Genomic DNA, 23378 nt, shown 5'->3' on the forward strand with positions numbered 1-23378 from the left:
TACCTAATTGCCCCCTCTCCCTCTGGGAGAGGGTTGGGGAGAGGGCGCTTTTTGAATAAGTGAAATCTCATGCTCATCCTAATGCGCACCCGCTGCTGCTGAAGCAGAGGCACCTCCACCAACAGGCCGGGTTAACCAGACTAATGGAATCAAACACAGGAAAATGATGGAAGAAATCCAGAACACATCATTCAGACCCAGCATATCAGCCTGTGTGGAAAGGATTCGATTAAAAAGGGCGTAGCGTTGTTCTTCATCAATAGGCAAAATGGTTTTCACCTGAGATAAAAACTCAATGAAGTTAGGGGTATAGGCCGTGGCATGCTCATTGAGCTGAGAATGGTGCAGGATAGATCTGTTGTTCCAAACCGTGGTTGCGATTGATGTACCGATTGCGCCGAAAAAAATCCGCACAAAATTGGATACTCCAGCCGCTGCCGGAATTCGTTCCTGCGGCAATCCGGAAAGAATAATGACCGTCAATGGAATAAAAAACATCGCCATTGGAATTCCCTGCAGCAGAGTAGGGATAACCAATGCCCAGGTATCTACATCCGTGGTATAGAAAGAACGCAGAAAAAAAACGAAGCTAAACAGAATAAAGGACATCGTTACTACCCTGCGCGGATCGATTTTGGGCAGAAACTTGCCTATCAGAGGGGCTAAAATCACTGCGAATACACCCAGTGGAGCCATTACCAGACCCGAATTCAATGAAGGATAGCCCAGGTCTTGCTGCATCCACTGCGGCAGTAAAACCAGGTTGCCAAAGAACACCCCATAAGCGACACTGATGGCGATAGTGCCATTGCTAAAATTTCGCAGCGTGAATAAACGTAAATCAATGACCGGATTGGGAATAGTTAGTTCCCAGACCAGAAAATAACAGAATGAAATGAAAGCAATTAACCCCAGACTTAAGATAACAGGCGAGTTAAACCAATCGAGATCCTTTCCTTTATCCAGCATAATTTGCAAGGCGCCTACCCATATAATCAGTAAAATCAGCCCTGTTTTGTCAATAGGACTCTTTGTGGTCGGCGTTTCACGCTTGCGGTAAATAAGCCAGGTAACGCCTGCAGCGAACAAGCCAATCGGAACATTAATATTAAAAATCCATGACCAGCTGTAACTGTCTGTAATCCAGCCGCCTAAACTGGGGCCGGCAATAGGGCCAACCGTCGCGGTCATACCCCAAAGGGCTAAGGCAAATGAGCTTTTTTCTTTCGGATAGGAGCTGAGCAAAATAGCCTGCGACAAAGGAATGAGCGGCCCCGCCACCAATCCTTGCAGTACGCGAGCGGCTAACAGCATAGGCAGGGTTTCAGCAAATCCGCATAAAAAGGAGGCGAATACGAATAGCAAAATGGCAACCACGAACAGGCGAATCTGACCAAAGCGCTGGGTTAGCCAGCCGGTGAGCGGAATGGAAATCGCATTGGCGGCCGCAAACAGGGTGATGACCCAGGTGCCTTCATCCACAGAAACACCGAGATCACCCGCTATAGTTGGAATAGCCACATTGGCAATCGAGGAGTCAAGAACAATCATAAAAGTAGCCAAAGCCACGGCAATGGTTGCCAAAACCAGACGACCGCCTGACAGGCACTTCATTCCTGATGGATTATTCATTGGATTGACTTAAGTGATTTACAGGCTTAGCTTGGTTTGGTTGAACGATGTTTTCCTGAATAATACGCTTGATTAATCGCTCAGCCCGTTTTTCCATATTATCGAAGATTGGGGTTCTATAACTGGCTTTGTAGACTTCCATGGGTTGCCCCTTTTGCTTATGAGTATCAACAGTCACTTCCATTGATAAGCCGATCATTAAAGGATGGGTTCTGACTTCATCCGGGTTAAGAACTATACGTACTGGCAAGCGCTGGACCACCTTAATCCAGTTTCCCGTGGCATTTTGTGCAGGCAAAAGAGCAAAAGCGCTTCCGGTTCCTGGTGAAAATCCAACCACGCGTCCATGATACACCACAGAGGAGCCGTAAATATCTGCTGTAACGGTTGCCGGTTGTCCAATGCGCACATCACGAAGCTGTTTTTCCTTAAAATTGGCATCCACCCAGATATCCTCAAGAGGTACTATTGCCATGAGCACCTGCCCCGGGGAAATACGCTCTCCAACCTGTACCGAGCGTTTTGAAATAATACCGGTTGCAGAAGCGCGAATACTGGTTCGCAGGTAGTCAAGATAGGCTTTTCTTAGTGTTGCTATCGCCTGCAGAACCTGTGGGTGTTTTATTAATGTGGTATTTTGAGTGAGGCTTCTGTTAGCTTCCCAATTGGCCTGAGCCGTTGTTAGTGCGGCCTGGGCGGCAATATAATCTTCACGTGCATGATTTAAATCTTCTTTTGAAACGCCGCCAAGCGAGATCACCGCTTCGCGCCGCTTCAAATCCTTTTCTGCTTTCTGCAAATCGGATTGCCGGGATTTAACGATCGCCTGCAGGCCATTGTCGCTAATATAAATCTGTTGTGTCTGGCGAAGAGTCAGGGCCAGATTGGCCTTTGCTGCCTGCAAAGCAAGCCAGGTGTCGGTGGGGTCCAGTACAATGATGGGCTGATTGACTTTCACGAGTTCAGTGTTATCAACATTCACGTCCATGACGTTACCCGCGATCTGTGAAGTGACGGGAATGATGTTACCACTGACGTAGGCATTATCGGTGTAAACAAAAAAGCGTAAATCGACCCACCAATAAATCAGGTAGGCGACTGCAAGCAGGACAAACAGGCTTGTCAGCGAAATGAGCAAGCGTTTCTGCCTGGTTTTTGAAGGAGGCACCGGATCAATATCAGATAACGGATTGTCGTTCTTATCCATGTAACACCTTATTTAAATGACAGTGAGGGGTAGCAGTGGTTCTTGGAGTGCTTAAATAACATTCATTGAATCCTCCCCCGAGGGCTTTGATCAGGGCAATTTGCAAATCGCGGCGCGTACGAGCCAATTGCAATCGCTGCTGTTGTTCCTGCAGATAACGGGTTTCCGTATCTAAAACAACCAGTTGCGAGGTTAAACCTACGCTATACTGTTTGCGGGAAAGAGTATAGGCTTTTTCTGCCGAAATTAATGCAAGCTGTTGTTCATGGAGTTGTTTTTCAATATAGTTTATGGAAGCCAATTGTTTGGCGACATCGCCAAACGCCTGATTTAAGGTATCATTATAATTAGCGATCGATTCATCGAGACTGGCATATTGTTCGCGCAACTCAGCGCGTAAAGCACCCGCATCAAAAACAGGCAGGCTGATTGCCGCTTGCACCAGAACCGCTTTACTGGCGTTACTGAATAACTTGTCTAATCCCAAAGACAGATAGCCATAATTGGCAAGCAAATTCACATCCGGATAAAATTTGGCTTTGACATGCTTTACACCGTATAAGGCGGCTTCTGCCTGCCAGCGTGCGGCTACAATATCCGGCCTCCTGCCGAGCAATCCCAGCGGTAAATTGCTGGGAAGCTTTGGAGCAACCGAGGCTTTTAATTGCGGACGCGTAATGCTTAAACCGCGATCCGGACCTGCTCCCAGCAGAATGCCTAATTGCTGTCTTGTAATCAATAATTGACCGTCAACATTCACCAGCAGCGTTCTGGCTGTTGCTTCCTGGGTTTGTGCCTGAAAGAGCTGCGTATCGGTATCAAGACCATTATCCACTCGCCTGCGGGTGACTGCAGTTAAGGATTTTCGTTGTTGTACGGTTCGAAGCAGCACATCTCTCAATGCAAATTCATAGGCGAGCTCATTATAAGTGGTTGCCACCGACGTAGCGATCATCAGACGAGAGGCTTGCAGGGCAGCCTCGCTGGCTTTTTCCTGAGATAAGGCTTGCGAGAGCAGTGAAAGATTTTTGCCCCAGAAATCCAAATCATAAGAGAAGTTGAATTGCACTTGCCCCTGACTAAACCATCTGCCTCCAAATGGTGGCGGAAAATAGCTGTTGGCGCTGAATCGCTCAAGGGCAGGGACTCCCAGAAAGTCCACATGCGGCAACAGGCTTGAGTTTTGGCCCGACGCCAAAGCACGTGCCTTATCCACCCGGGCGCCAGCCGCCTGAATCTGAGGGTTATCTCTTAAAGCTTCGGCAATTAGTAACGGCAGTTGTGGGTCGCCAAACTGCCTGGCCCAACATAAATCAGGCCATTGGCCATTTTTTTCAGGCAGTGATTTTTTTGTTTGAAATGTAGCTGGAGTGGCCAGTGTCTGTTTATTACGGATCCCTGAATAGTTGACGCAGCCTGGCATTACTAATGATATAAGAAGAAGCAATAACGACAGGGAAGTGTTAAACAAATTCTTTCTGGTGCACAGCATATTGTTTAATCACTCCTGTGAGGCGGCTGGTCAATTGCGATTAAGTTAAAAAGCACATTGTATTTAAATGCAAATTTATTTTAAAGTCTACTCAGTATTTACTTGAGATGGGAATACACATTGACGCTTAGCCTTTTGAATCGCGTCGCCCAAGCTGCAAAGAAGATTAACCCGGGCGATTATAATTGCCTAATTTACTCGTATCGGTATTGATTGCTTTAATTCAGTTATCGGTAAATTATCCTTCAGTTTTTCCAGCGCTATTAACGAGTTGGTTTTAATATCCTCTTTCCTGGCGAAGAAGGTTCCATAATAGCCGTTTTGTGATTTTGCTTTCACAATCAATGCCGGGATTACCGATATCGCTGCCAGAACACCTGCAATTCGCCGCCAGAAAAGAGAATTGGTATGCCAGCCGCGATGTTCGGCTAACAGGGTTTTTGAATTGCGAATCGCTGTATTACATTTAATTTGAAAATGTTCAAAAGATATGGTGCTAATCTCTCTTTGGGGATTAAGAAACTCTTGTTTCGCATCTCTCAAATCGCGCAACAGGTTCATGGTGCATCGGCTGTAAGAAATATCTTTCGATGTATTGCCCATATTTTGTTTAATTTCTGCCGCAAAATCTGCTAACAATCTATCAAAGGTAGAAAAGTGCGGTAGTATATTCCTTCGCAATACCATTTGCTGCTGCTGTCTTTCCAGCTCTTGTCTTCTCTGGGCTTCTTCTATTCTCGCTTGTTCTTCTCTTCTTTTTGCCTCTTGTTCCTGCCGTTCCCGCAGCTCAGCTTGTCGTCTTTCTTCTGCACGCTGCTCAATTGCATTTAGAATCGGCTGCTCCCAGTCAAGCTGTTGCTGACGTTCCTGATCAAGCTGTTGCTGGCGTTGAAGGGCAAGCTGTACCTGACGTTCACGAGCAAGTCGTTCCTGACGTTCGCGTTCCTCCTGCTCCAGACGTAGGCGTTCAAGCTCCGCCTGGCGCTCGCGCTCCAGCTGCTCCTGGCGTTCGCGCTCCAATCGTTCAAGGCGCTCTCTTTCCAATGCGTCGCGAAGCTCACTAATACCGGGAAAATTCGTTTCATCCAGGCTCGCATTTAAGTCTGGATGGTTATTCAAGATAAGATTAACTAATCGTAAATCCCTGTTTTCACTAGCCTGCCTGATATGATCAATAGTAAATTGGTCTTTATAGGAAGGATTGGTTCTGAAATTTTCTTCCAGGCGCGAGTAATAATTATCGAATAATGCCAATATGGCTACTGCGGATTCATGTAACTCTGTGAGCAGTTTAGCTTCTGCCCACTGTCTTGCGGTTCTATTTTGATGGGCGTGGAATGAATGGTTCTCTGGTAGACGTGTTTTCACATGGATATTGGCGCCAGCATCCATTAAGTATTTCACAATTTCTGGATGACCTGCAGCACAAGCCCAAAGAAAAGATGTCTGTTCATAATCTCCCTTATACTCAAGGAGATAAGGTCGATGGGAGACAATAAACTCGACGAGGTTTAAATTTCCTTTTTGAACCGATTTGATTAAAAGATTGCCATCTAAATGTTTAAGTACCTCTGGCTTGTGTAGTTTTGGTATTAGCAATGCTAAAAGCTCGGTATCGTTAGCATCTATTGCAGTTTGAAGTTGTCTTAGGATCATCGAGTCTATGTAGGGATCATTAATATCTAGAAATTGATTAATAACTTCTATCTTGCGAGGTCTTTGATTTAGTGCAAGCTGCAAGTGCGCTATGTTAAGAGGGGTATTTATAATTATATACTGGGCACATTGCAAAAAGCCTTTTTCAATCATTTTTGGGAAAAGGCTTGAGCGTTGATCAGGAGTCAAATTTTCCCAATTCTGATTAAGGCACTCAAATATTGAAGCCTCTTCAACACCAGGCTTTTTCAAAAGATCATTAATTGCGGATAGTATTGAGTCTTGTAGACGAAGTGTTTCGAGATTATTATAAAAAATCTCAAAATGTTCTTCTGAAGCCTGTTTCTGTCCCTGCAAAGTATTGATATTACCTGATTCAGTGATGGGACTTGTACTCCAGCAAAGGCGCCCACCCATGACGAAGTAATGCGAGTTTTCCGGTTGTTGCGGCATGCAGGCGGTGCGCAATTCATCATAATGGTCAGCATGAATATGATAGAGCGAAATCTTATAGGCCGCATCAACCACTGAGTCCCATTCAACTAGTGAAAGGGGGAGTTCAGGGATTTCGTCTGAGGTTTTGCCTTCACATAAGGCTTCAACCAATGCGCTCAGATTGTTTTGAGAGCGTATGAAATTGAGGAACTGTTTTGCCTGTTCTGTATCCTTCAAATGCAACTGAACGCTACACAAATAAAGAAAAGTTTGCAAAATGAATAATTGATAAGTAGAAGTTTTCCTTTGATATGTCTCATATCTAGGTTCTTCCTTGATATATTGCTCCATACAACGCTGAAAAAGATTTAAAAAATTAGTGACCGGCTGCTCTCCGATTTTAATAAAATCCTTTAATAGAGCATACGTCGGCGAGTCGATACCCTCAAGCTCCCATCCATCAGCAGGATAGTCCTCCTCCGGATACCCTAATTTAAAAGTTTCTGCCAAGGCTGCAAAGTCAATTTCCTCGTGTATTACCTCAGGATGTCTTTCAAGGATTGTTGAGTAAATGCCTTGGAAGAAAGCTTGGGTATTGCTAGTTATTTCTGAGAGGTTATGGGTAATTTCTGGGGGATTATGGGGAGCGGTATAAAGGCGAACAGCCTCTGAAACCAGCCCTTGCACAGGGTCACCCTTGGTAAAGGGAATAGTACCGAGGCGCTCTGAGATGGCATTAGAGGCTAAAATCTTCTCCAGGGTGCCGGCGGTTGGATTCGACAGGGCCATGATATTAGGGAGGTCAAAATATCTTACCGTGTCGGGATTTTGGTTAACAACAAATTCGCCCTTGGATGCAAAATGTTTTTGTCCGAGCAGCAGGTCTCTTCGTATGTTTTCGATGCCAGGATTAGAGGCTTGGAATTTCAGTGCTTTTTCTTTCGCTTCTTTAAGGCTGGCTTCTATGAGATTAAGATAAACAAGCTCATTCTTTTTCTCCTCTTCAATCGAACTAGGCTGTACTTCATCAAAGATTTGTCTGAGAAGCGTGGTAAGAACCTGGTGGGACTCGATCTCTTTCTGTATCTTTTCTTTGAGTGGCTGTAATTCATCAATCAGTTTTTTACACTGCTGTACAAACGAAAGCTCCTTAATGTGAGTACCTGTTCTTGCATCGATTGGCCCCCCAAAAAAGTTCTGGCGTTCTATATCGGATTGGCAGGTATTATCTCCAAACAGGTGGAGTGCAACTGGATTGTCGTTGTCTCCTGTGAAGTTTTCTGAAATTTGAGCCGAACCGGTTACTGGAACGATAATCGACAATTTTCCCATTAAATCAAAGTGAACAAAATTGTATTTTTTGACTATTTGAAGTAATTCAGCTTTCATAAAGTCTCACTGATAAACAAACTGTGAATATAATACCACTATTTGGTCACGGTGTGCAATAATTAATCTGTTTGTCGGGGGGAATTTATTGCATAAAGACTGTCATTTTTGAGCTGGAAGGCGTTGTTGCATACATATAGGTGCACAAAAAAGTCTTTGCGAGCGTCAGCGAAGCAATCCGCCTCCTAACTTTGCCTGAGGTTTGGTCTGGATTGCTTCACTTTGTTCGCAAAGACGTCGGTTTGGTCTATTTGTTTTCAGTTGTAACAAAGCCGCGAGAGAATGACATGAATAATCACATCACTCGAACTTTAATCACATCCTCAATCGCCTGAATTTTATTATGAAGATGGCCGTCCATGCCATTTTGACAGGACACATCGATGAGATTAACCGCGGTCTCCCCCATGGACGTATTGACCATCTGTTCGATGTTATAGCCATCGGTTGACAATACATTGGTGACTTCGGCAATAATCCCTTTGATATTTCGATTAATAATTAAGATGCGTTTAATCCCGGCTTGTCCCAGTGAAGGCATAACGGTGGGAGGAAAATTTACCGCATTTTCAATAATACCCTGTTCAAGATAATGTTTAACACTCTGAACCACCATGCTGGCAGAGTTTTCTTCTGCCTCCACGGTGCTTGCTCCCAGATGCGGGAAGCAAAGAACCCGCGGGTGATTTGCCAGCTCTACAGTAGGAAAATCAGTAACATAGCTCATTAATAAATCATTATTCAATTGTTTGAGAATCGCCTGTTCGCAAACCACTTTTTCGCGCGAAAAATTCATCAGCATCGCGCTTTTTTTGAATAGATGAATATTGCTTTCATTGATTAAATAAGTCGTATTACTCATTAAAGGAACATGTAAAGTCACAATATCGGCAGCGCCCAGCAATTCGGGCAAACTTCTGACGATAGCGACACCCGGCATTAAAGCAAGTGCATTATTCACGGTGATAAAGGGATCGTAGGCAATGACTTTCATCCCTAAAGCAAGTGCCGCATTAGCTACTTTGACACCGATATTGCCTAACCCTACTACGCCCAGTGCTTTTCCGTAGATTTCCCGGCCAACAAACTGCTTTTTGCGTGATTCAATTTCCTGGTGCATATCGCTTTGCCGATCATTTGCCAGGCTGCTTAGAAAGGAGTGGCTTTGTTCGAGATTTCGATAGCTGATTAAGAGGGCGGCAAGTACCAGTTCCTTGACTGCGTTTGAATTGGCACCAGGAGCAAAAAATACCGGGATCCCAAGTCTGGTGAGCTTATCTACAGGAATGTTATCGGTGCCTATTCCAGCCCGCCCGACCGCTTTTAACTGCCCGGAAAATTGATAATCATGCAATTTACTGGAACGTACCAGCATCGCATCCGGATTGTTAAAATCCTTCCCTAATTCATAGGTTTCCTGATCAAACAGTTCCAGACCCTTGGGGGAGATGTTATCGATAATTTGAATGCTGTACATATCAAAACTCCTTAATCGAAATCTCTCCTAGCGCTTGCTGGCAGAGGCTTTCCTGGTAATAGTTTTCATTGAAATGCTTAATTTGCTGATGTTCCTGCTCGGTTAAACAAAGAAGCAGTAGCGGCATTAAATTGGGAGAGGCGAGAAAGAAATCCGCATCCTCTCTGACTCGCTCTTTGATACTGAATCCACCATAGCCGATGAAGCGGTTAACGACCTGTTTTGCCTCGAGATCGCTCACCCCGTCACCAATAAGCGCACTGGTTCCCGGATGTAAACGATTCACCGCATTAATCTGGCGGCTTTTGCCGTCTGGATAGACCATGTAGGACTCTTCATCAAACCACTGATACTGTTCGTTCTCATCAAAAAATACGTCAACCGCTAAAATATTGGCGGTGGGAATTCCAAGATACTGAGCAAAGGGCTGGATGGCGGCTTTAATGCCTGCGGAAATGATATAAACTTCTTTGTTTAAAAAATTCAGACATTCAATAACTTCTCGGGCTCCAGGCGTAACATGCTCTATATACAGTGAGCCCAGATTGCGTATTTGTGCGGCGGTGGGTTTAACCAGATGCAAACGCTGTCGGTAAGCTTCTGGAAGCATACCGGATTCGGACATACATTTCAGGGTAATATCTCCGACCTCTTTGCCCACACCGTTGAGTTCAGCGATAACATTAATGCCCTCAATTAATGCCAATGTGCCGTCACAATCAAAAAAAATTTTTTGAATAGGCTGAGCTGGATGCATGGATAATCGTCCTCGCTTAAGCATGATCTTTGGCAAACTGTTTTAAAAACTGAATAAGCTCTTTGACTTCTTCTAAAGTCATGGCGTTATAAATACTTGCCCGTGCGCCTCCCACACTGCGATGACCCTGAAGATAGAGCAAGCCCTGCTCTTCTGCTGCTTTAAAAAAAGGTTTTTCCAGCTCGGCATTTTTTAAAATAAAAGGGACATTCATTCGGGAGCGGTAGCGTGGATCAATAAAATTAACATAAAAACCGCTGCTATCCAGGTAGTCGTATAATAATCTGGCCTTCTCGTGGTTTCGTTTCCCTGTTTCCTCAACGCCGCCTTCTTTTTCCAGCCATTCAAGTACCAGAACGGCGACATACCAGGCGAAAGTGGTGGGGGTGCAAAGCATTGAATTATTTTTTTGCTGCACAGCATAATTGAAAACATCCGGGGTGGCAGGGTGGGCGCGATCGAGCAAATCCTTGCGGACTATCACCACACTCATCCCGGCGATACCCAGATTTTTCTGAGCACAGGCATATATCACACCCATCCCTGTAAAATTCAGCGGCCGGGAAAAGAGATTGGAACTCATATCGCTAACCAAAGGCATGCCATCCACAACTGGAATTGCGTCGAACTCCAGACCGCCGATAGTTTCATTATCAGTAAAATGTAAATAAGCCCCTTCTGGATTAATCTCCCATGTTTCACGTGCAGGAATGGTACAGAACTGCTGTTCTCTGCTGGAGGCAACGATATTCACCTCGGCATATTTTTTGGCTTCTTTGATTGCAGTGGCCGACCAGTGACCCGTTTCGACATAATTCAGCGTTTTTGCGGAACCAATCAAATTCATAGCGGCGATGGCAAACTGAATTTGAGCCCCACCTGGTAAAAACAGGATGGAATACTCTGCAGGAACCCTTAATAATCGTCGTACCAGGGCTTCCAGCCTCTCGCCTAAGGTTGCAAATTCTACTGTACGATGCCCCAGTTCAAGAATGGATACGCCGGTGTTTTGCCAATTAAAAAAATTATTTTGAATCTGCTGAAGAACTGGCTGTGGAAGTTTGGCAGGACCCGCTCCGAAGTTTATCATCATAACGCCCTTATTCTATGAAACGCATATTGTCAAATCTTAGTACAAATATCTGTTTCAAGATGAACTTATGGAATATGTTTCAAAATAATGAAGGAAATTTACTTTAGAGGGAACTGCTTCCTGACAAAATCAGTTGCCTGTGATCGTTTAAAGAGCACCACTATTAAATATAGCCCAAAGCGCAGGGAATATTTGATAACAGGCTTGATTTTATAGGTCTCATAAACTAGCTTTTTATAAAAACGCTGTGGAATTTATATGTTTTACACACTTTATTTTTTAAGGCATACCTAGCATGGAAATAACAACTATAAAAATAATTCCTGACTATGCTCAAGAATATGAAACGCTTTTAAGCAATGATGTAAAAAAATTCCTTTTTCTTTTAGAAACGGAATTTGGCCAGCAAAGAAAAAATTTATTGGAAATACGGCATAAGAAGCAAGCCGCTTATGATCAAGGGGTACTTCCCAATTTTCTGGATGAAACCAAATCAATACGCGAAGGTACATGGACTGCTGCTCACATCCCTGAAGATTTACTGGATAGACGTGTGGAGATCACCGGACCTGTCGATCGTAAAATGATAATTAATGCACTCAATAGCGGTGCAAATGTATTCATGGCTGATTTTGAGGACTCCAATTCACCGACCTGGGTGAATTGCATTCAGGGGCAGTTGAATCTAATCGACGCGGTCAATGGAACAATCCACTATAGCGATGCGGTTTCGGGTAAGCAGTATCAACTTAAGGAAAAAACCGCGACCCTCATGGTCAGACCCCGTGGATGGCATTTGGATGAAGCCCATGTGCTGGTTAATAATCAACCCATTTCTGCCTCCTTATTTGATTTTGGCCTGTTTTTCTATCACAACGCCAAAACACTGCTTTCTAAAGGAAGCGGCCCCTATTTCTATTTGCCCAAAATGGAGTCTCATCTTGAGGCCAGGTTATGGAATCAAGTCTTTGTTTTTGCACAGAATTATATTGGTATTCCGCAAGGCAGCATCCGCGCTACGGTATTAATTGAAACCATTAGTGCGGCTTTTGAGATGGATGAAATCATTTATGAGCTTAAGGACCATTCAGCGGGTTTAAACTGTGGACGCTGGGATTATATTTTCAGTTTTATCAAAAAATTCAGAAATCGTCCTGATTTTGTATTGCCTGATCGACAGGAAGTCACCATGACCCAGCATTTCCTTAAATCCTATGTGGATTTGCTGATTGCTACCTGTCACAAGCGCGGGGTGCATGCAATGGGTGGGATGGCTGCGCAAATTCCTATCCGCAATAATGAAAAGGCCAATGAAGAGGCGATGAAAAAAGTGCTGGCGGACAAGCAGCGTGAAGTGCTGGCCGGGCATGATGGTACCTGGGTTGCGCATCCCGGTTTAATCCCGATTGCTTTGGAAGCATTCAATGCACATATGAAAACGCCCAATCAGATTGCCACTGCACAAAAAAAAGCAGACATAAGGCAAGAGGATCTGGTTACTATTCCCAAAGGCAATATTACTGAAAAAGGTATAAGAAATAACATCAGTGTGGGGATCCAATATATCACCGCCTGGTTGACTGGTAATGGCTGTGTGCCAATTAATAATTTAATGGAAGATGCGGCGACAGCGGAGATTTGCCGTGCGCAGTTATGGCAATGGCTGAAGTTTAATGCCTTGATTAATAATAATACTGTTTTTAAGAAAGACTTGTTTTTAAACATGGTTGATGAAGAATTTATCAGCTTGCAACAAACCGGTTTGCCCAGACATGCATTGGAAACGGCGACAAAATTGTTTACGGAAATGGTGTGCAAGCCTCATTTTGACGAGTTTCTAACCCTGCCAGCCTATAAAATCTTGACCGCACAGAAGGAATCCACTTATGAATAAGCATGATCAAATTATCGAACTCGAAACTGATTGGAAAAATAATTCTCGGTGGAAAGGAATTAAACGTCCCTATAGCGCCAAAGATGTCGTACAACTAAGACCATCGCTTCAGATTGAATATACTCTTGCCAGACATGGGGCGAATAAATTATGGGATTTATTGAATAGCAATAAACCAGTGACTGGTTTGGGCTGTCTTACAGGTAATCAGGCCGTGCAGGCCGTGCAGGCGGGGCTCCAGGTCATCTACTGTTCAGGCTGGCAAGTAGCCGGGGATAACAATAGTTCCGGCAGAATGTACCCTGATCAAAGCTTGTATCCTGTGGATTCTGTACCCCGTCTCGTTGAGACAATAAATAATGCCCTGAAACGCACCGACGAAATCCATTGTTTGAATGATGATCATTCTATCGACTGGTATGCCCCCATTATTGCCGATGCCGAGGCTGGCTTTGGCGGCAATCTGAATGCGTTTGAGCTGATGAAACATATGATCAGGGCAGGGGCCTCAGCCGTTCATTTTGAGGATCAGCTCTCTTCGGCTAAAAAATGCGGCCACATGGGCGGCAAGGTGCTGATTCCCAGCAGCGAAGCGGTTAATAAATTAATTGCCGCAAGACTTGCCACGGATGTAAAAGGGGTGCCGACTCTTATTATTGCGCGGACTGATGCCGATGCGGCCTCCTTATTGACCAGTGATCATGATGAGCGTGATATGGTGTTCTTGACGGGCAAGCGTTCAAGTGAGGGATTTTATTACGTTAAAAGCGGTATCGAACAAGCGATCAGCCGTGGTTTAACTTATGCACCCTATGCTGATGTGGTCTGGTGTGAAACCTCCAAACCCAATATTGCCGAAGCCAGAGAGTTTGCACAGGCGATTCATGAAAAATACCCTGGCAAGTTACTTTGCTACAATTGCTCTCCCTCATTTAACTGGAAAGCGAATTTAAGTGAACATGATTTACGCACATTCCGTGAGCAGCTCTTCGAAATGGGTTATAAATATCAGTTTATTACCCTTGCTGGCTGGCATAGCCTGAACCTGGGCATGTTTGAAATTGCCAGAGCCTATGCTAAAGAGGGCATGTATGCCTACTCTCAAATGCAGCAGCGAGAAATAGCTCAGGAAGAACATGGGTTTAGAGCAACTAAACATCAGTCTTTTGTCGGAACCGGTTATTTTGATGCGGTACAAAATACCATTATGCAAAATCAGACGTCTACCACAGCGTTGGATGGTAGTACCGAAAGGGATCAGTTCTAAGCGATAATGCCCGCTTTACCCAAGCGGGCAGCTCTTCACTAAACAATCAATACCTTTGCACCTGGATTAGCTTTCACCCACTTCGCCACATATTCGATATAGTTATTTTTGCCAACCGCAATGCATCCGCGCGTTGAGAAAGGTAAATTACCAAACCAACCTAATGCGCTGGCTGATTGAGCAGGTCCATGAATACCCACGTCACGGCCTGAGTAGCCGGCAGCCCGCTGTCTTGAAGTAGGATAAAGAATAGGGATAAATACATCGTATTTATTGGATTTTCTTGGATAAGCCAAGCTATATAAGCCCACCGGCGTTTTGTTATCTCCGGCTCGTTTTTTTCCCACCCCTTTGAAACCAAGCGCGACTTTAAAGGTTTTGACAACACTGCCATGTTCACAAATATTTAAAACGCGCTTGCTGGTGTTGACATTGATCCCGCTTGCTAAAGGGCAGGTTGAGCTGCCAGCAAATGAAGCAAAAGGAAGAGAGAGAAACATCATTAAAGAAAATGCTTTTATTTTCATATCCATAGACAAAAATTATTGAGTTTGGACAATAATTATTCCATAGTCTGCTTTTAATTCCTAGAGTCTTTCGGTTAAATTTTCACCAAAAGGCATTGCTGCGGGAATAAAGATACTTACAGGCCGCCGTCATCTCGAACGCAGTGAGAGATCTCCGAATGCTGGCACAAACCAAGGCTCGGGAGATCTCTCACGGCGTTCGAGATGACGTGGCATGACACAGCTTGGTAATAAAAAAAATCATTATTTTTCCATGTCAAGACTGTTGCTTCATAAAAAAATTGGTTAAAATGCTCGTCCGCTAAAAAATATCCGCTTATCTAGTTTGTGGATAACTTTATTCTAGTTTTACTCAGCAATTCGCTCAGCTTTTAATAAACAATTCCATACTCCTTGATATATATGGCTTTTTGTCTGTTTCTATTCGTCGTCGCGTCATTGATTTATTCACAAATTCTGTGGATAACTCTGTGTATAGCCTGTATTGGATGTGATAAATACACTGTTCTGTTCAGATGATTGAATACCTCACAGCCTGCGCTTTCTTATGCAAAATGATTTCAATGCTTTTTTATGTGCTAAATTTATACAAAGCTTGCAAAAGGATCCAATCATGTTAAAAAAGTTGCTTGTTGCTTCAAGTGGTGCTGCTCTGTTATTTGGAAGTGGTGCAGCACTGGCTGAAAATGGAATTATTGAATGTAAGGATTATGATGGAAAACCGCTGATGGTGAAGCCAAAAACGATTACCATATATAATAATACTGACAAAATTATCTACCCTGTACTGGCAACCAGCAAAAATGCAGTGAACGAATGGGTTCAAGGCTGTTTTCGGAGCAGCTCTCCTTATCCCACCAATTATGTTTATAAATTGTATGTCAATGAAAACAGTGGCATACCACCCGATTCCTCAGTCACTATTACTCTTCCTTTATACAGCGAATCCAAAGGAAGCTATATTACCTGGTGGAATGGCGGGCGTGTGGTTTTGGCGGATAGAAATGATCGCTTACACGAGGAGCAGGACAGCCCGATGACGGTTCCCTCAGAGGTAACCTGTGAAGGGAAGAATGTTCAATGTAATTTATATCTTTACTCCAGTAACGTTCAGTTTCCGGAAGATGTTTATGCTCAGTTATCAGAATATACATTTGGAGATTCAATTGTCCCTCCCAAACAGACGCTTCGCTTACTAAAGCCTGAAAACGTGGGCTATAACATTTCCTATGTCGATCATGTGTACATGCCTATTGCCATTGGACCTAAAAACAATCCTTACATCGGTTACAGCGGTTCTGTACAGTCTATCGAAACCTTTCGTGATCACCTGCAGGCTTTTTTGCAAAGCGCGATTGGCAAAGGCTGGCCAGTCTATAACTTAAGTGAATTGAAATTACCCGGAGGATATAATATTTTTGCCCAGCGTTCGGGAACGTTACCGCCTGATGATAATGTGCCGGTTAAACCTCAGGAGGGTTTTCCTCCCGTGCTAACGGTCATGAAATGTATTCAGGGGGGATGTACTGATGAGGAAAAGAGGTCACTGCATTTTGGTGAATCAGTGCAGAACATGCAGAATTTATGGGGATCATGTGTGGGCTGGGACGAAGATGTCAGTAAATATGTCACCGAAACTGTGAGCTGTCCTGATGATTTGAAAAAAGATCTGGAAACGGTACAGAAATTTTTCAAACAAAACCATGCCCAGTATCTGCAGATGTATTCCGCTGGAAAATGCACATTAACGCCCAAGTCAGACCCTGTACAGTTTAATTACTGGGAAGCGATTAAACATATTTATGGCTGGGTGCCTTTCAATGAAGGCTGTGGTGCTGCTGCGAATCCTTTGTCAGATACCAAAATTCCGGGATGGGATCATGCAAAAATACAATCCATGTACATTCATGATTTACAATATAACTATCAAAAACCCACAACCACAGCGTCTTTCATGTTCAATCCCTATGTCAAACTGATTCATGATGACAGTTATCTCTCAATGGATGCCTATGGTTTTTCAGTCGACGACGCTGTGGGCTTTATGAGTGAGCTTGGCGATGGTTTGATCTTTGCGGTAGGGGGAAGTAATGGTTTGGAAAATCAGCGGCAATTTAATTATCGGGATGGTTTTTCAGTCGCCATCGGTGTGCCGCAATCGATGCTGGATCAGATCAATACGCCCTTAATTAAAAAATACGGGGTTTGCGTGATGAATCAGGATCCTGATGATTTGGACTGTAAAAAAGACAAGCAGGATGTCACTATGCCTGATAACAGTCAGATAGCCGGATTCAGAGTAGGAACAGTCGCTGATTATCCAATCAAGGTTCGTTTTACGGATTTGAAAGATAATGTCTACACCTTCGTAGTCAACACCAAATTCGCGCCTTGCACCGATGATATGGATCCTTCTCAATGCCCAAGCAATAAATCAGACATTGTCAATAAACAATCCTGTGTGGTGACCGATAGCAAAGGGCAGAAACATCCTAAATCGAATGACTGGTGTCAGAATGCAAATCCTAATCAGCAAAAGGAAAAGCAATTGACAAAAAATTTCATCAGCTTTCCGCAACCGGTTGATTTTATGAATTAATCTTGGCATCTAGGTCCCTCGGCTTATCCGAGGGATCCCCTCATTATTTATATAGTCAGCGGATGACTTAACAATTGCTCAAACAGAGCTACTATCGTGTCGTTCCTGCGAAGGCGGGAATCTATTTCTCAAGGTAATTCCTAACTTTGTTTGCAAGATGGATTTCCGCCTACGCGGAAACGACACTATTTAAAGCCAAACAGATAATCCCGGGGTTTGATATTCGCATCAGAATTGCGATAGATTAAAAGGATAGGTATCAATCGCGAATAAATAAGGGAAGTGATGCGTTTTCTTTTTGGGCTAAGCGTTTCAATAGCTGTTCTGTTCAATCAGACACTGGCTGCATCGACCCTCACCTTCAAGCAGGCTTTGGCGATTGCCTGTCGCAATAATCCAGAGTTACAGGTCGAAATTGATAAAGCCCATGCCATGCGAGGCTATTTTATTCAAAGCGGTTTATATCCCAATCCACAATTAACCCTGACTGCAGAAAATTTTGGCGGTTCCGGCAGTTACAGCAGTTACGAGGCCGCGGAAACCACGGCTTCGATCACCCAGCCTATTCCCTTGGGCGGCAGACTGAGCTATCTCAAGCAGGCAAGTTATGCGGACTATCTGGCTTCACTGGCGCAGATCAAAGTTCAGCAGACTGTACTCTATGCTGCTGTCGGTGTGGCCTATGTGGATGCGCTCTATGCCAATCAATGGCATCAGGTAACCAAAAAACTGATTCGTCTGAATCAGAATATTGTCGATTCTATTGAACGGCGGGTAAAAGCAGGGGCAGGGGCGGAGCTTGACCTGCGTTTAGCGCAGATTCGCTTAGGGGAAACGGTTATCCAGGAAAAAAAAGCCGGGAGGGAAACTTTAATACAGCGGGCCAAACTGGCGCGTTTGCTGGGTGAGCAGTTAAGAGTTGATCAGACTTTGGTGGATAAAGGCTTGCCCGGGATTACCCTGAATTGGTCCGATTTAAAGAAAAAGATCCCCCAGAGTCCGCAAATGATTCAAGTGAGATTGCAGTTACAGGCCAAACGTGCCGGGATTACCGCGACTAAAAAATCGGTATGGCCTGATTTGAATGTTCAGTTAGGAGGACGTCATTTTTCTGATGACGGCAGCAATGCGGCAGTAATGTCTGTTTTTGCTGAAGCGCCGGTTTATAATCGTAATCAGGGAAAAATTGTTGCAGCGGAAGCGCAATATACTCAAGCGGCTCACCAGTATAAGGGAACGGGCCTGGACCTTCGTCAAAATGTGTACAACGCATTTCTGCTGGCAGAGCAAAATCAATATGAGGCTGATGTCGTCACTCGCTCTTTATTGCCTCTGGCGCGAAAATCGATCAAACTGGCTCAGGAAGGTTATCAGATGGGGCGGTATTCCTATACGGAATTATCCATTGCACTCAATAGCCTGTATGATGAAGAGCGCCATTACCAGCAGGCCCATGCTGAATACCATAAAGCCTTAATTCAACTCACTGGACTGTTGGGATTAAATCCGGTTAAGGAAAGCCAATGAGATTAATTAAAATCAGCCTGCTGATTATTTTTTTTGCATTCAATTCATTGCTATGGGCGAATACGCCACAAAAAGGGCCGCAGGGTGGACATTTGCTGAAGCAGGGAGCCATCACAGTGGAGCTTTTGATTTTTGAAAGAGCGATGCCTCCTCATTTTCGCGCCTATCTTTATGAAAATGGTAAGTTGATTTCCCCAAAGCAGGCGGTCCTTAGTGTGAAATTAACTCGTTTTAACGGCAGGAAAGAGAAAATCGGTTTTGTACCCATCGACAACTTTCTACAAAGCCAGGAAATCATTTCAGAGCCTCATTCATTTGATGTCGCAGTTCAACTGCAATGGCAGGATAAACAGTTCAGCTGGCATTATTCGACCTATGAAGGGCGTATAAAAATTATGCCCGAACTGCTTAAAGCTGCCGAGATTAAGCTTTCTACAGCCCAGGAAAAAACGATAAAAACACGCTTAAAAGTGTACGGGAAAATAGTTCCAAATCGAGATACCCTCGCGCCCATTTATGCGCGTTATTCCGGAATTATCAAGTCCTTGACTAAAAATCTGGGCCAGGAAGTGAAGAAAGACGATACACTGGCTGTTATTGAGAGCAATGAAAGTTTGCAGGAGTACACTATCAAGTCGCCTATTGCCGGAACTGTGGTGCAAAAATATGCAACCAATGGTGAACTGGCGCAGGATACCAAGCCTATCTATGAAATTGCCAATCTCGCCAATGTCTGGGCTGATTTTACCCTGTATCGAAAGGATGCTTCGCTGGTTAAGCCTGGAATGCAGGTTATTGTCAGCGGCGATGACGGCAATGCCAGTGCAGTTACCACTCTGACTTATATTTCACCTCTGGGGATTGAGGACAGCCAAACCACACTTGCCCGCGCCATACTGCCGAATGAAAATCGCTCCTGGTTACCTGGAATGTATGTGAATGGTGCAATTATTATTAAAGAAAAAAAAGTGCCTGTGGCGGTGGCGCTTTCCGCTATCCAGCAGATGAACGGCCAGGATGTGGTATTTGTGCAACAGGGAAATTATTTTGAAGCCGCCCCGATTACGCTGGGAGAAAAGGATGATCAATGGGTCGAAGTGCTTTCAGGCCTTGATGCGGGTCAGCATTATGTAAGTCAGAACAGCTACTTTCTGAAAGCTGAAATTGGCAAGGAAGGGGCGAGCCATGACCATTAGGCATTTTGAATAAAGGACAGGAATGCTTGAAAGAATTATACAGGGTTCTCTGAAACACCGCTGGTTTGTGTTGTTATTCACATTAACAATTGTGTTTCTTGGAGTTTACAATTTTCAGCGCCTCACTATTGATGCGGTGCCTGACATTACCAATGTTCAGGTGCAGATTAATACCCAGGCATCCGGCTATTCCCCCTACGAAGTTGAGCAGCGCATCACGTTTCCGGTTGAGCTGGCAATGAGCGGCTTGCCTAATCTCGATTATACCCGTTCTTTATCCCGTTATGGCTTATCCCAGGTTACTGTGGTTTTTAAAGAGGGAACCAATATTTATTTCGCGCGTCAATTGATCAATGAGCGGCTGCGCGAAGTTAAAGATAAATTACCGCCCGAGGCAGAAACCACGCTGGGTCCGATTTCCACTGGCCTTGGTGAAATTTTCATGTATACGGTGACGAATAAACCCAATACGTTGCAAAGCCAGCTTTATAATCCCACCGCACTTCGTACCATTCAGGACTGGATCATCAAACCACAGCTGCGTAATGTGGAAGGAGTTGCCGAAGTAAATACTGTCGGGGGCTATGAAAAGCAGTTTCATATCACTCCGGATCCAATGAAGCTGGTTCGTTATCGTCTGAGTTTAAGTGATGTGGTGGAGGCTCTGCAACGCAACAATGCCAATGTCGGTGCAGGCTACATTGAAACCAATGGCGAACAGAATTTAATTCGTGTGCCGGGGCAGGTGCAAAGCCTTGCCGATATTGAAAATATTGTAATTGCCAGTTTCGAGGGCACGCCTGTGCGTATTCGTGATGTGGCCGAAGTCGGGTTAGGGAAGGAGTTACGCACCGGCGCTGCGACTGAAAACAGCAAGGAAGTGGTCCTGGGAACTGTGTTTATGCTGATGGGTGAAAACAGCCGCAGTGTTTCCGAGCGAGTTGCTGCGAAGATGGCTGAGATTAACAAATCGCTGCCAGAAGGGGTAGAAGCAGTTACGGTCTATAATCGTACTCTGCTCGTCAATGCGACGATTGACACCGTCAGGAAAAATCTTCTGGAAGGGGCGTTGCTGGTTTGCGTCATTCTGTTTTTATTTTTAGGCAACATTCGAGCAGCGCTTATCACCGCGACAGTTATTCCCTTGTCGATGTTACTGACCATCACCGGAATGGTCAGTAACCAAATCAGCGCCAATTTAATGAGTCTTGGGGCTTTGGACTTTGGATTGATTGTGGATGGCGCAGTCATCATTGTTGAAAACTGCATGAAGCATTTGGGTGAAGAACAGCATGCGCTCAATCGCATTCTGACTCTCGAAGAGCGGCTTAAGGTCATTTCCGCTGCCACGACTGAGGTTATCAGACCCAGTATTTTTGGGGTATTCATTATCACCATTGTCTATTTGCCTATTTTAACCTTGACCGGCGTGGAAGGAAAAATGTTTTTGCCGATGGCGGAAACGGTCATTATTGCGCTCATGGCCTCCATGCTGTTTGCTTTAACCTTTGTTCCAGCCGCTGTAGCCATATTTCTTCGCGGGCGTATTCAGGAAAAAGAAAACTGGCTGGTCCGTCATCTCTCGGGTGCCTATGCTAAAGCGCTTGGCTATTGTTTTGAAGCGCGAAAACTGGTCATCGGCGCTGCGGCAATTCTGGTACTGATCAGTATTATTATTGCTTACAATTTAGGGGGCGAGTTTATTCCGAGCCTTGATGAGGGCGATATTGCGATGCATGCGATGCGAATCCCTGGAACCAGTTTAACCCAGGCTATTGCCATGCAGGATTTGGTTGAAAAGCGAATCAAACAGTTTCCTGAAGTGAAAAGAGTATTTTCCAAGCTGGGTACTGCCGAGGTAGCGACTGATCCAATGCCGCCCAGTGTTGCTGATACCTTCATTATGTTAAAACCCCGCAAGCAATGGCCTGATCCCAAGAAGCCCAAACAGGTTCTGGTAGGCGAAATGGAACGCGCCTTGAAAAAAATTCCCGGTAATAATTATGAATTTACGCAGCCCATACAAATGCGTTTCAATGAGTTAATCTCAGGCGTTCGAAGTGATGTCGCAGTGAAAGTGTTCGGCGACGATATGCCAACCTTGCTGAAAATTGGTGAGCAAATCAGTTCTGAACTCAAAAAAGTACCCGGTGCCGCAGATGTCAAAGTGGAGCAAGTGAGCGGTTTACCGCTGTTAACCGTAGAAATTAATCGTGATGCGCTCGCTCGGTATGGGTTGCAGATTGGAAGCGTACAGGATGCCATTGTCATAGCGACTGGTGGAAAAAAAGGCGGCGAGTTTTTTGATGGTGATAAACGCTTTGATATTGTCGTCCGTCTACCCGAGACTTTACGTTCAGATCCCGATGTATTGCGGCAAATATTCATCCCCTTACCGCTTGCCAAAGACAATGAGCGGCATTTTATTCCCTTAAGTGAAGTAGCTTCCATGAAACGCAGCGAAGGACCGAATCAGATTAGCCGCGAGAGTGGGAAGCGCCGCGTCGTCGTGACTGCCAATGTCAGGAATCGCGATCTGAGCTCCTTTGTCAATGAAGCAAGGTTACGTATTGATGAAAAAGTCAAAATACCCAGTGGATACTGGATTAGCTGGGGAGGCCAGTTTGAGCAGTTGCAATCTGCTTCAAGACGGCTTGAACTGGTTGTTCCAATCACTTTGCTCGGTATCTTTCTGTTACTATTTATGAGTTTTGGCCGAATCAGCGATGCCTTACTGGTATTTACCGGGATCCCTCTCGCTTTAACCGGCGGTGTGTTTGCCCTGTGGCTGCGCAATATTCCCTTGTCCATTTCAGCAGGTGTCGGATTTATTGCCTTATCCGGGGTTGCGGTGCTTAATGGTTTGGTTATGATTACGTTTATTAATAAACTGCGCGAGCAAAAACACTTCAGTTTAAAAGAAGCCATCCTGCAAGGATCCCTGGCGCGGCTCAGACCGGTTCTCATGACCGCTCTGGTCGCTTCTCTGGGGTTTGTGCCAATGGCTTTAGCAACCGGAACCGGTTCTGAGGTGCAAAGACCATTGGCGACAGTAGTTATCGGCGGCATTATCTCATCAACCTTTCTAACCTTACTGGTTCTACCCGGCTTGTATTCTATTTTTCACCGGTCGCGACAAACCACCAGCCAATAAATTTCAATGTTTGAAATATGAGATTACTCTTCCCTTCACACAATTTTCATCTAAAATAAGCCGCTTTGGTGCCACT

General features: G+C 44.6%; 14 protein-coding genes. 6 read left to right on the plus strand and 8 right to left on the minus strand.

What is annotated here, in order from left to right; translation table 11 throughout:
• Window positions 1-78 precede the first annotated feature (78 nt).
• From LXA66_RS15680 to serC, 7 genes are all read right to left on the minus strand, one after another.
• Window positions 79-1632: a DHA2 family efflux MFS transporter permease subunit gene (locus LXA66_RS15680; protein ID WP_112219197.1), complete on the minus strand. Its 1554-nt coding sequence runs from the start codon at window positions 1630-1632 to the stop codon at window positions 79-81.
• Window positions 1625-2839 (minus strand): HlyD family efflux transporter periplasmic adaptor subunit, encoded by a 1215-nt coding sequence (locus LXA66_RS15685; protein WP_233013912.1) that lies wholly within the window; start codon window positions 2837-2839, stop codon window positions 1625-1627. Before LXA66_RS15685 ends, LXA66_RS15680 begins: the two co-directional genes overlap by 8 nt.
• Complete coding sequence (locus tag LXA66_RS15690; protein ID WP_255665401.1) at window positions 2832-4331, minus strand: efflux transporter outer membrane subunit; 1500 nt, start codon at window positions 4329-4331, stop codon at window positions 2832-2834. The genes LXA66_RS15685 and LXA66_RS15690 overlap by 8 nt, the downstream gene beginning before the upstream one ends.
• A gap of 189 nt (window positions 4332-4520) precedes the next feature.
• Entirely contained in the window at window positions 4521-7811 is a 3291-nt protein-coding gene (locus tag LXA66_RS15695) for an ankyrin repeat domain-containing protein (RefSeq protein ID WP_233013914.1), read from the minus strand.
• Between the two features lie 295 nt (window positions 7812-8106).
• Window positions 8107-9288 (minus strand): 3-phosphoglycerate dehydrogenase family protein, encoded by a 1182-nt coding sequence (locus tag LXA66_RS15700; RefSeq protein WP_233013915.1) that lies wholly within the window; start codon window positions 9286-9288, stop codon window positions 8107-8109.
• Window position 9289: 1 nt separating this feature from the next.
• Window positions 9290-10045: an HAD-IB family phosphatase gene (locus LXA66_RS15705; RefSeq protein ID WP_233013916.1), complete on the minus strand. Its 756-nt coding sequence runs from the start codon at window positions 10043-10045 to the stop codon at window positions 9290-9292.
• A gap of 16 nt (window positions 10046-10061) precedes the next feature.
• Window positions 10062-11138 carry a 3-phosphoserine/phosphohydroxythreonine transaminase gene (gene serC / locus LXA66_RS15710; RefSeq protein ID WP_233013917.1) on the minus strand — a complete coding sequence of 359 codons (1077 nt, stop codon included), beginning with the start codon at window positions 11136-11138 and terminating at the stop codon, window positions 10062-10064.
• Between the two features lie 295 nt (window positions 11139-11433).
• Here serC and aceB point away from each other — a divergent pair, with 295 nt between their 5' ends.
• Both aceB and aceA read left to right on the plus strand, forming a co-directional pair.
• Window positions 11434-13032: a malate synthase A gene (gene aceB / locus LXA66_RS15715; protein WP_233013918.1), complete on the plus strand. Its 1599-nt coding sequence runs from the start codon at window positions 11434-11436 to the stop codon at window positions 13030-13032.
• Window positions 13025-14299 (plus strand): isocitrate lyase, encoded by a 1275-nt coding sequence (gene aceA / locus LXA66_RS15720; RefSeq protein WP_233013919.1) that lies wholly within the window; start codon window positions 13025-13027, stop codon window positions 14297-14299. Before aceB ends, aceA begins: the two co-directional genes overlap by 8 nt.
• 38 nt (window positions 14300-14337) lie before the next feature.
• On the opposite strand, the gene LXA66_RS15725 is transcribed toward aceA, so the two are convergent.
• On the minus strand, window positions 14338-14826 hold the full coding sequence (locus tag LXA66_RS15725) for a murein L,D-transpeptidase family protein (RefSeq protein WP_233013920.1): 489 nt from the start codon (window positions 14824-14826) through the stop codon (window positions 14338-14340).
• Window positions 14827-15439: 613 nt separating this feature from the next.
• Here LXA66_RS15725 and LXA66_RS15730 point away from each other — a divergent pair.
• From LXA66_RS15730 to LXA66_RS15745, 4 genes are all read left to right on the plus strand, one after another.
• Window positions 15440-17425, plus strand: coding sequence for a hypothetical protein (locus LXA66_RS15730; protein ID WP_233013921.1), 1986 nt, complete (start codon window positions 15440-15442; stop codon window positions 17423-17425).
• Window positions 17426-17710: 285 nt separating this feature from the next.
• The gene (locus LXA66_RS15735) at window positions 17711-18952 is read left to right on the plus strand and encodes a TolC family protein (protein ID WP_233013922.1); all 1242 of its coding nucleotides are present in this window, start codon (window positions 17711-17713) and stop codon (window positions 18950-18952) included.
• Complete coding sequence (locus tag LXA66_RS15740) at window positions 18949-20148, plus strand: efflux RND transporter periplasmic adaptor subunit (RefSeq protein WP_233013923.1); 1200 nt, start codon at window positions 18949-18951, stop codon at window positions 20146-20148. The genes LXA66_RS15735 and LXA66_RS15740 overlap by 4 nt, the downstream gene beginning before the upstream one ends.
• A 22-nt stretch (window positions 20149-20170) precedes the next feature.
• Entirely contained in the window at window positions 20171-23302 is a 3132-nt protein-coding gene (locus tag LXA66_RS15745) for a CusA/CzcA family heavy metal efflux RND transporter (RefSeq protein ID WP_233013924.1), read from the plus strand.
• Window positions 23303-23378 lie beyond the last annotated feature (76 nt).

Origin of the sequence: Legionella sp. 16cNR16C, from assembly GCF_021297775.1 — a bacterium.
Lineage (GTDB): Bacteria > Pseudomonadota > Gammaproteobacteria > Legionellales > Legionellaceae > Legionella_C > Legionella_C quinlivanii_A.

Excerpts from the sequence above, each read along its gene's own strand:
- LXA66_RS15700 (WP_233013915.1), bottom strand. The coding sequence starts at position 9,288 with ATGTACAGCATTCAAATTATCGATAACATCTCCCCCAAGGGTCTGGAA.
- LXA66_RS15730 (WP_233013921.1), top strand. The coding sequence starts at position 15,440 with ATGTTAAAAAAGTTGCTTGTTGCTTCAAGTGGTGCTGCTCTGTTATTT.
- LXA66_RS15690 (WP_255665401.1), bottom strand. The coding sequence starts at position 4,331 with ATGCTGTGCACCAGAAAGAATTTGTTTAACACTTCCCTGTCGTTATTG.
- aceA (WP_233013919.1), top strand. The coding sequence starts at position 13,025 with ATGAATAAGCATGATCAAATTATCGAACTCGAAACTGATTGGAAAAAT.
- LXA66_RS15735 (WP_233013922.1), top strand. The coding sequence starts at position 17,711 with ATGCGTTTTCTTTTTGGGCTAAGCGTTTCAATAGCTGTTCTGTTCAAT.
- serC (WP_233013917.1), bottom strand. The coding sequence starts at position 11,138 with ATGATGATAAACTTCGGAGCGGGTCCTGCCAAACTTCCACAGCCAGTT.
- LXA66_RS15695 (WP_233013914.1), bottom strand. The coding sequence starts at position 7,811 with ATGAAAGCTGAATTACTTCAAATAGTCAAAAAATACAATTTTGTTCAC.
- LXA66_RS15745 (WP_233013924.1), top strand. The coding sequence starts at position 20,171 with ATGCTTGAAAGAATTATACAGGGTTCTCTGAAACACCGCTGGTTTGTG.
- LXA66_RS15685 (WP_233013912.1), bottom strand. The coding sequence starts at position 2,839 with ATGGATAAGAACGACAATCCGTTATCTGATATTGATCCGGTGCCTCCT.
- LXA66_RS15740 (WP_233013923.1), top strand. The coding sequence starts at position 18,949 with ATGAGATTAATTAAAATCAGCCTGCTGATTATTTTTTTTGCATTCAAT.
- LXA66_RS15725 (WP_233013920.1), bottom strand. The coding sequence starts at position 14,826 with ATGAAAATAAAAGCATTTTCTTTAATGATGTTTCTCTCTCTTCCTTTT.
- LXA66_RS15680 (WP_112219197.1), bottom strand. The coding sequence starts at position 1,632 with ATGAATAATCCATCAGGAATGAAGTGCCTGTCAGGCGGTCGTCTGGTT.
- aceB (WP_233013918.1), top strand. The coding sequence starts at position 11,434 with ATGGAAATAACAACTATAAAAATAATTCCTGACTATGCTCAAGAATAT.
- LXA66_RS15705 (WP_233013916.1), bottom strand. The coding sequence starts at position 10,045 with ATGCATCCAGCTCAGCCTATTCAAAAAATTTTTTTTGATTGTGACGGC.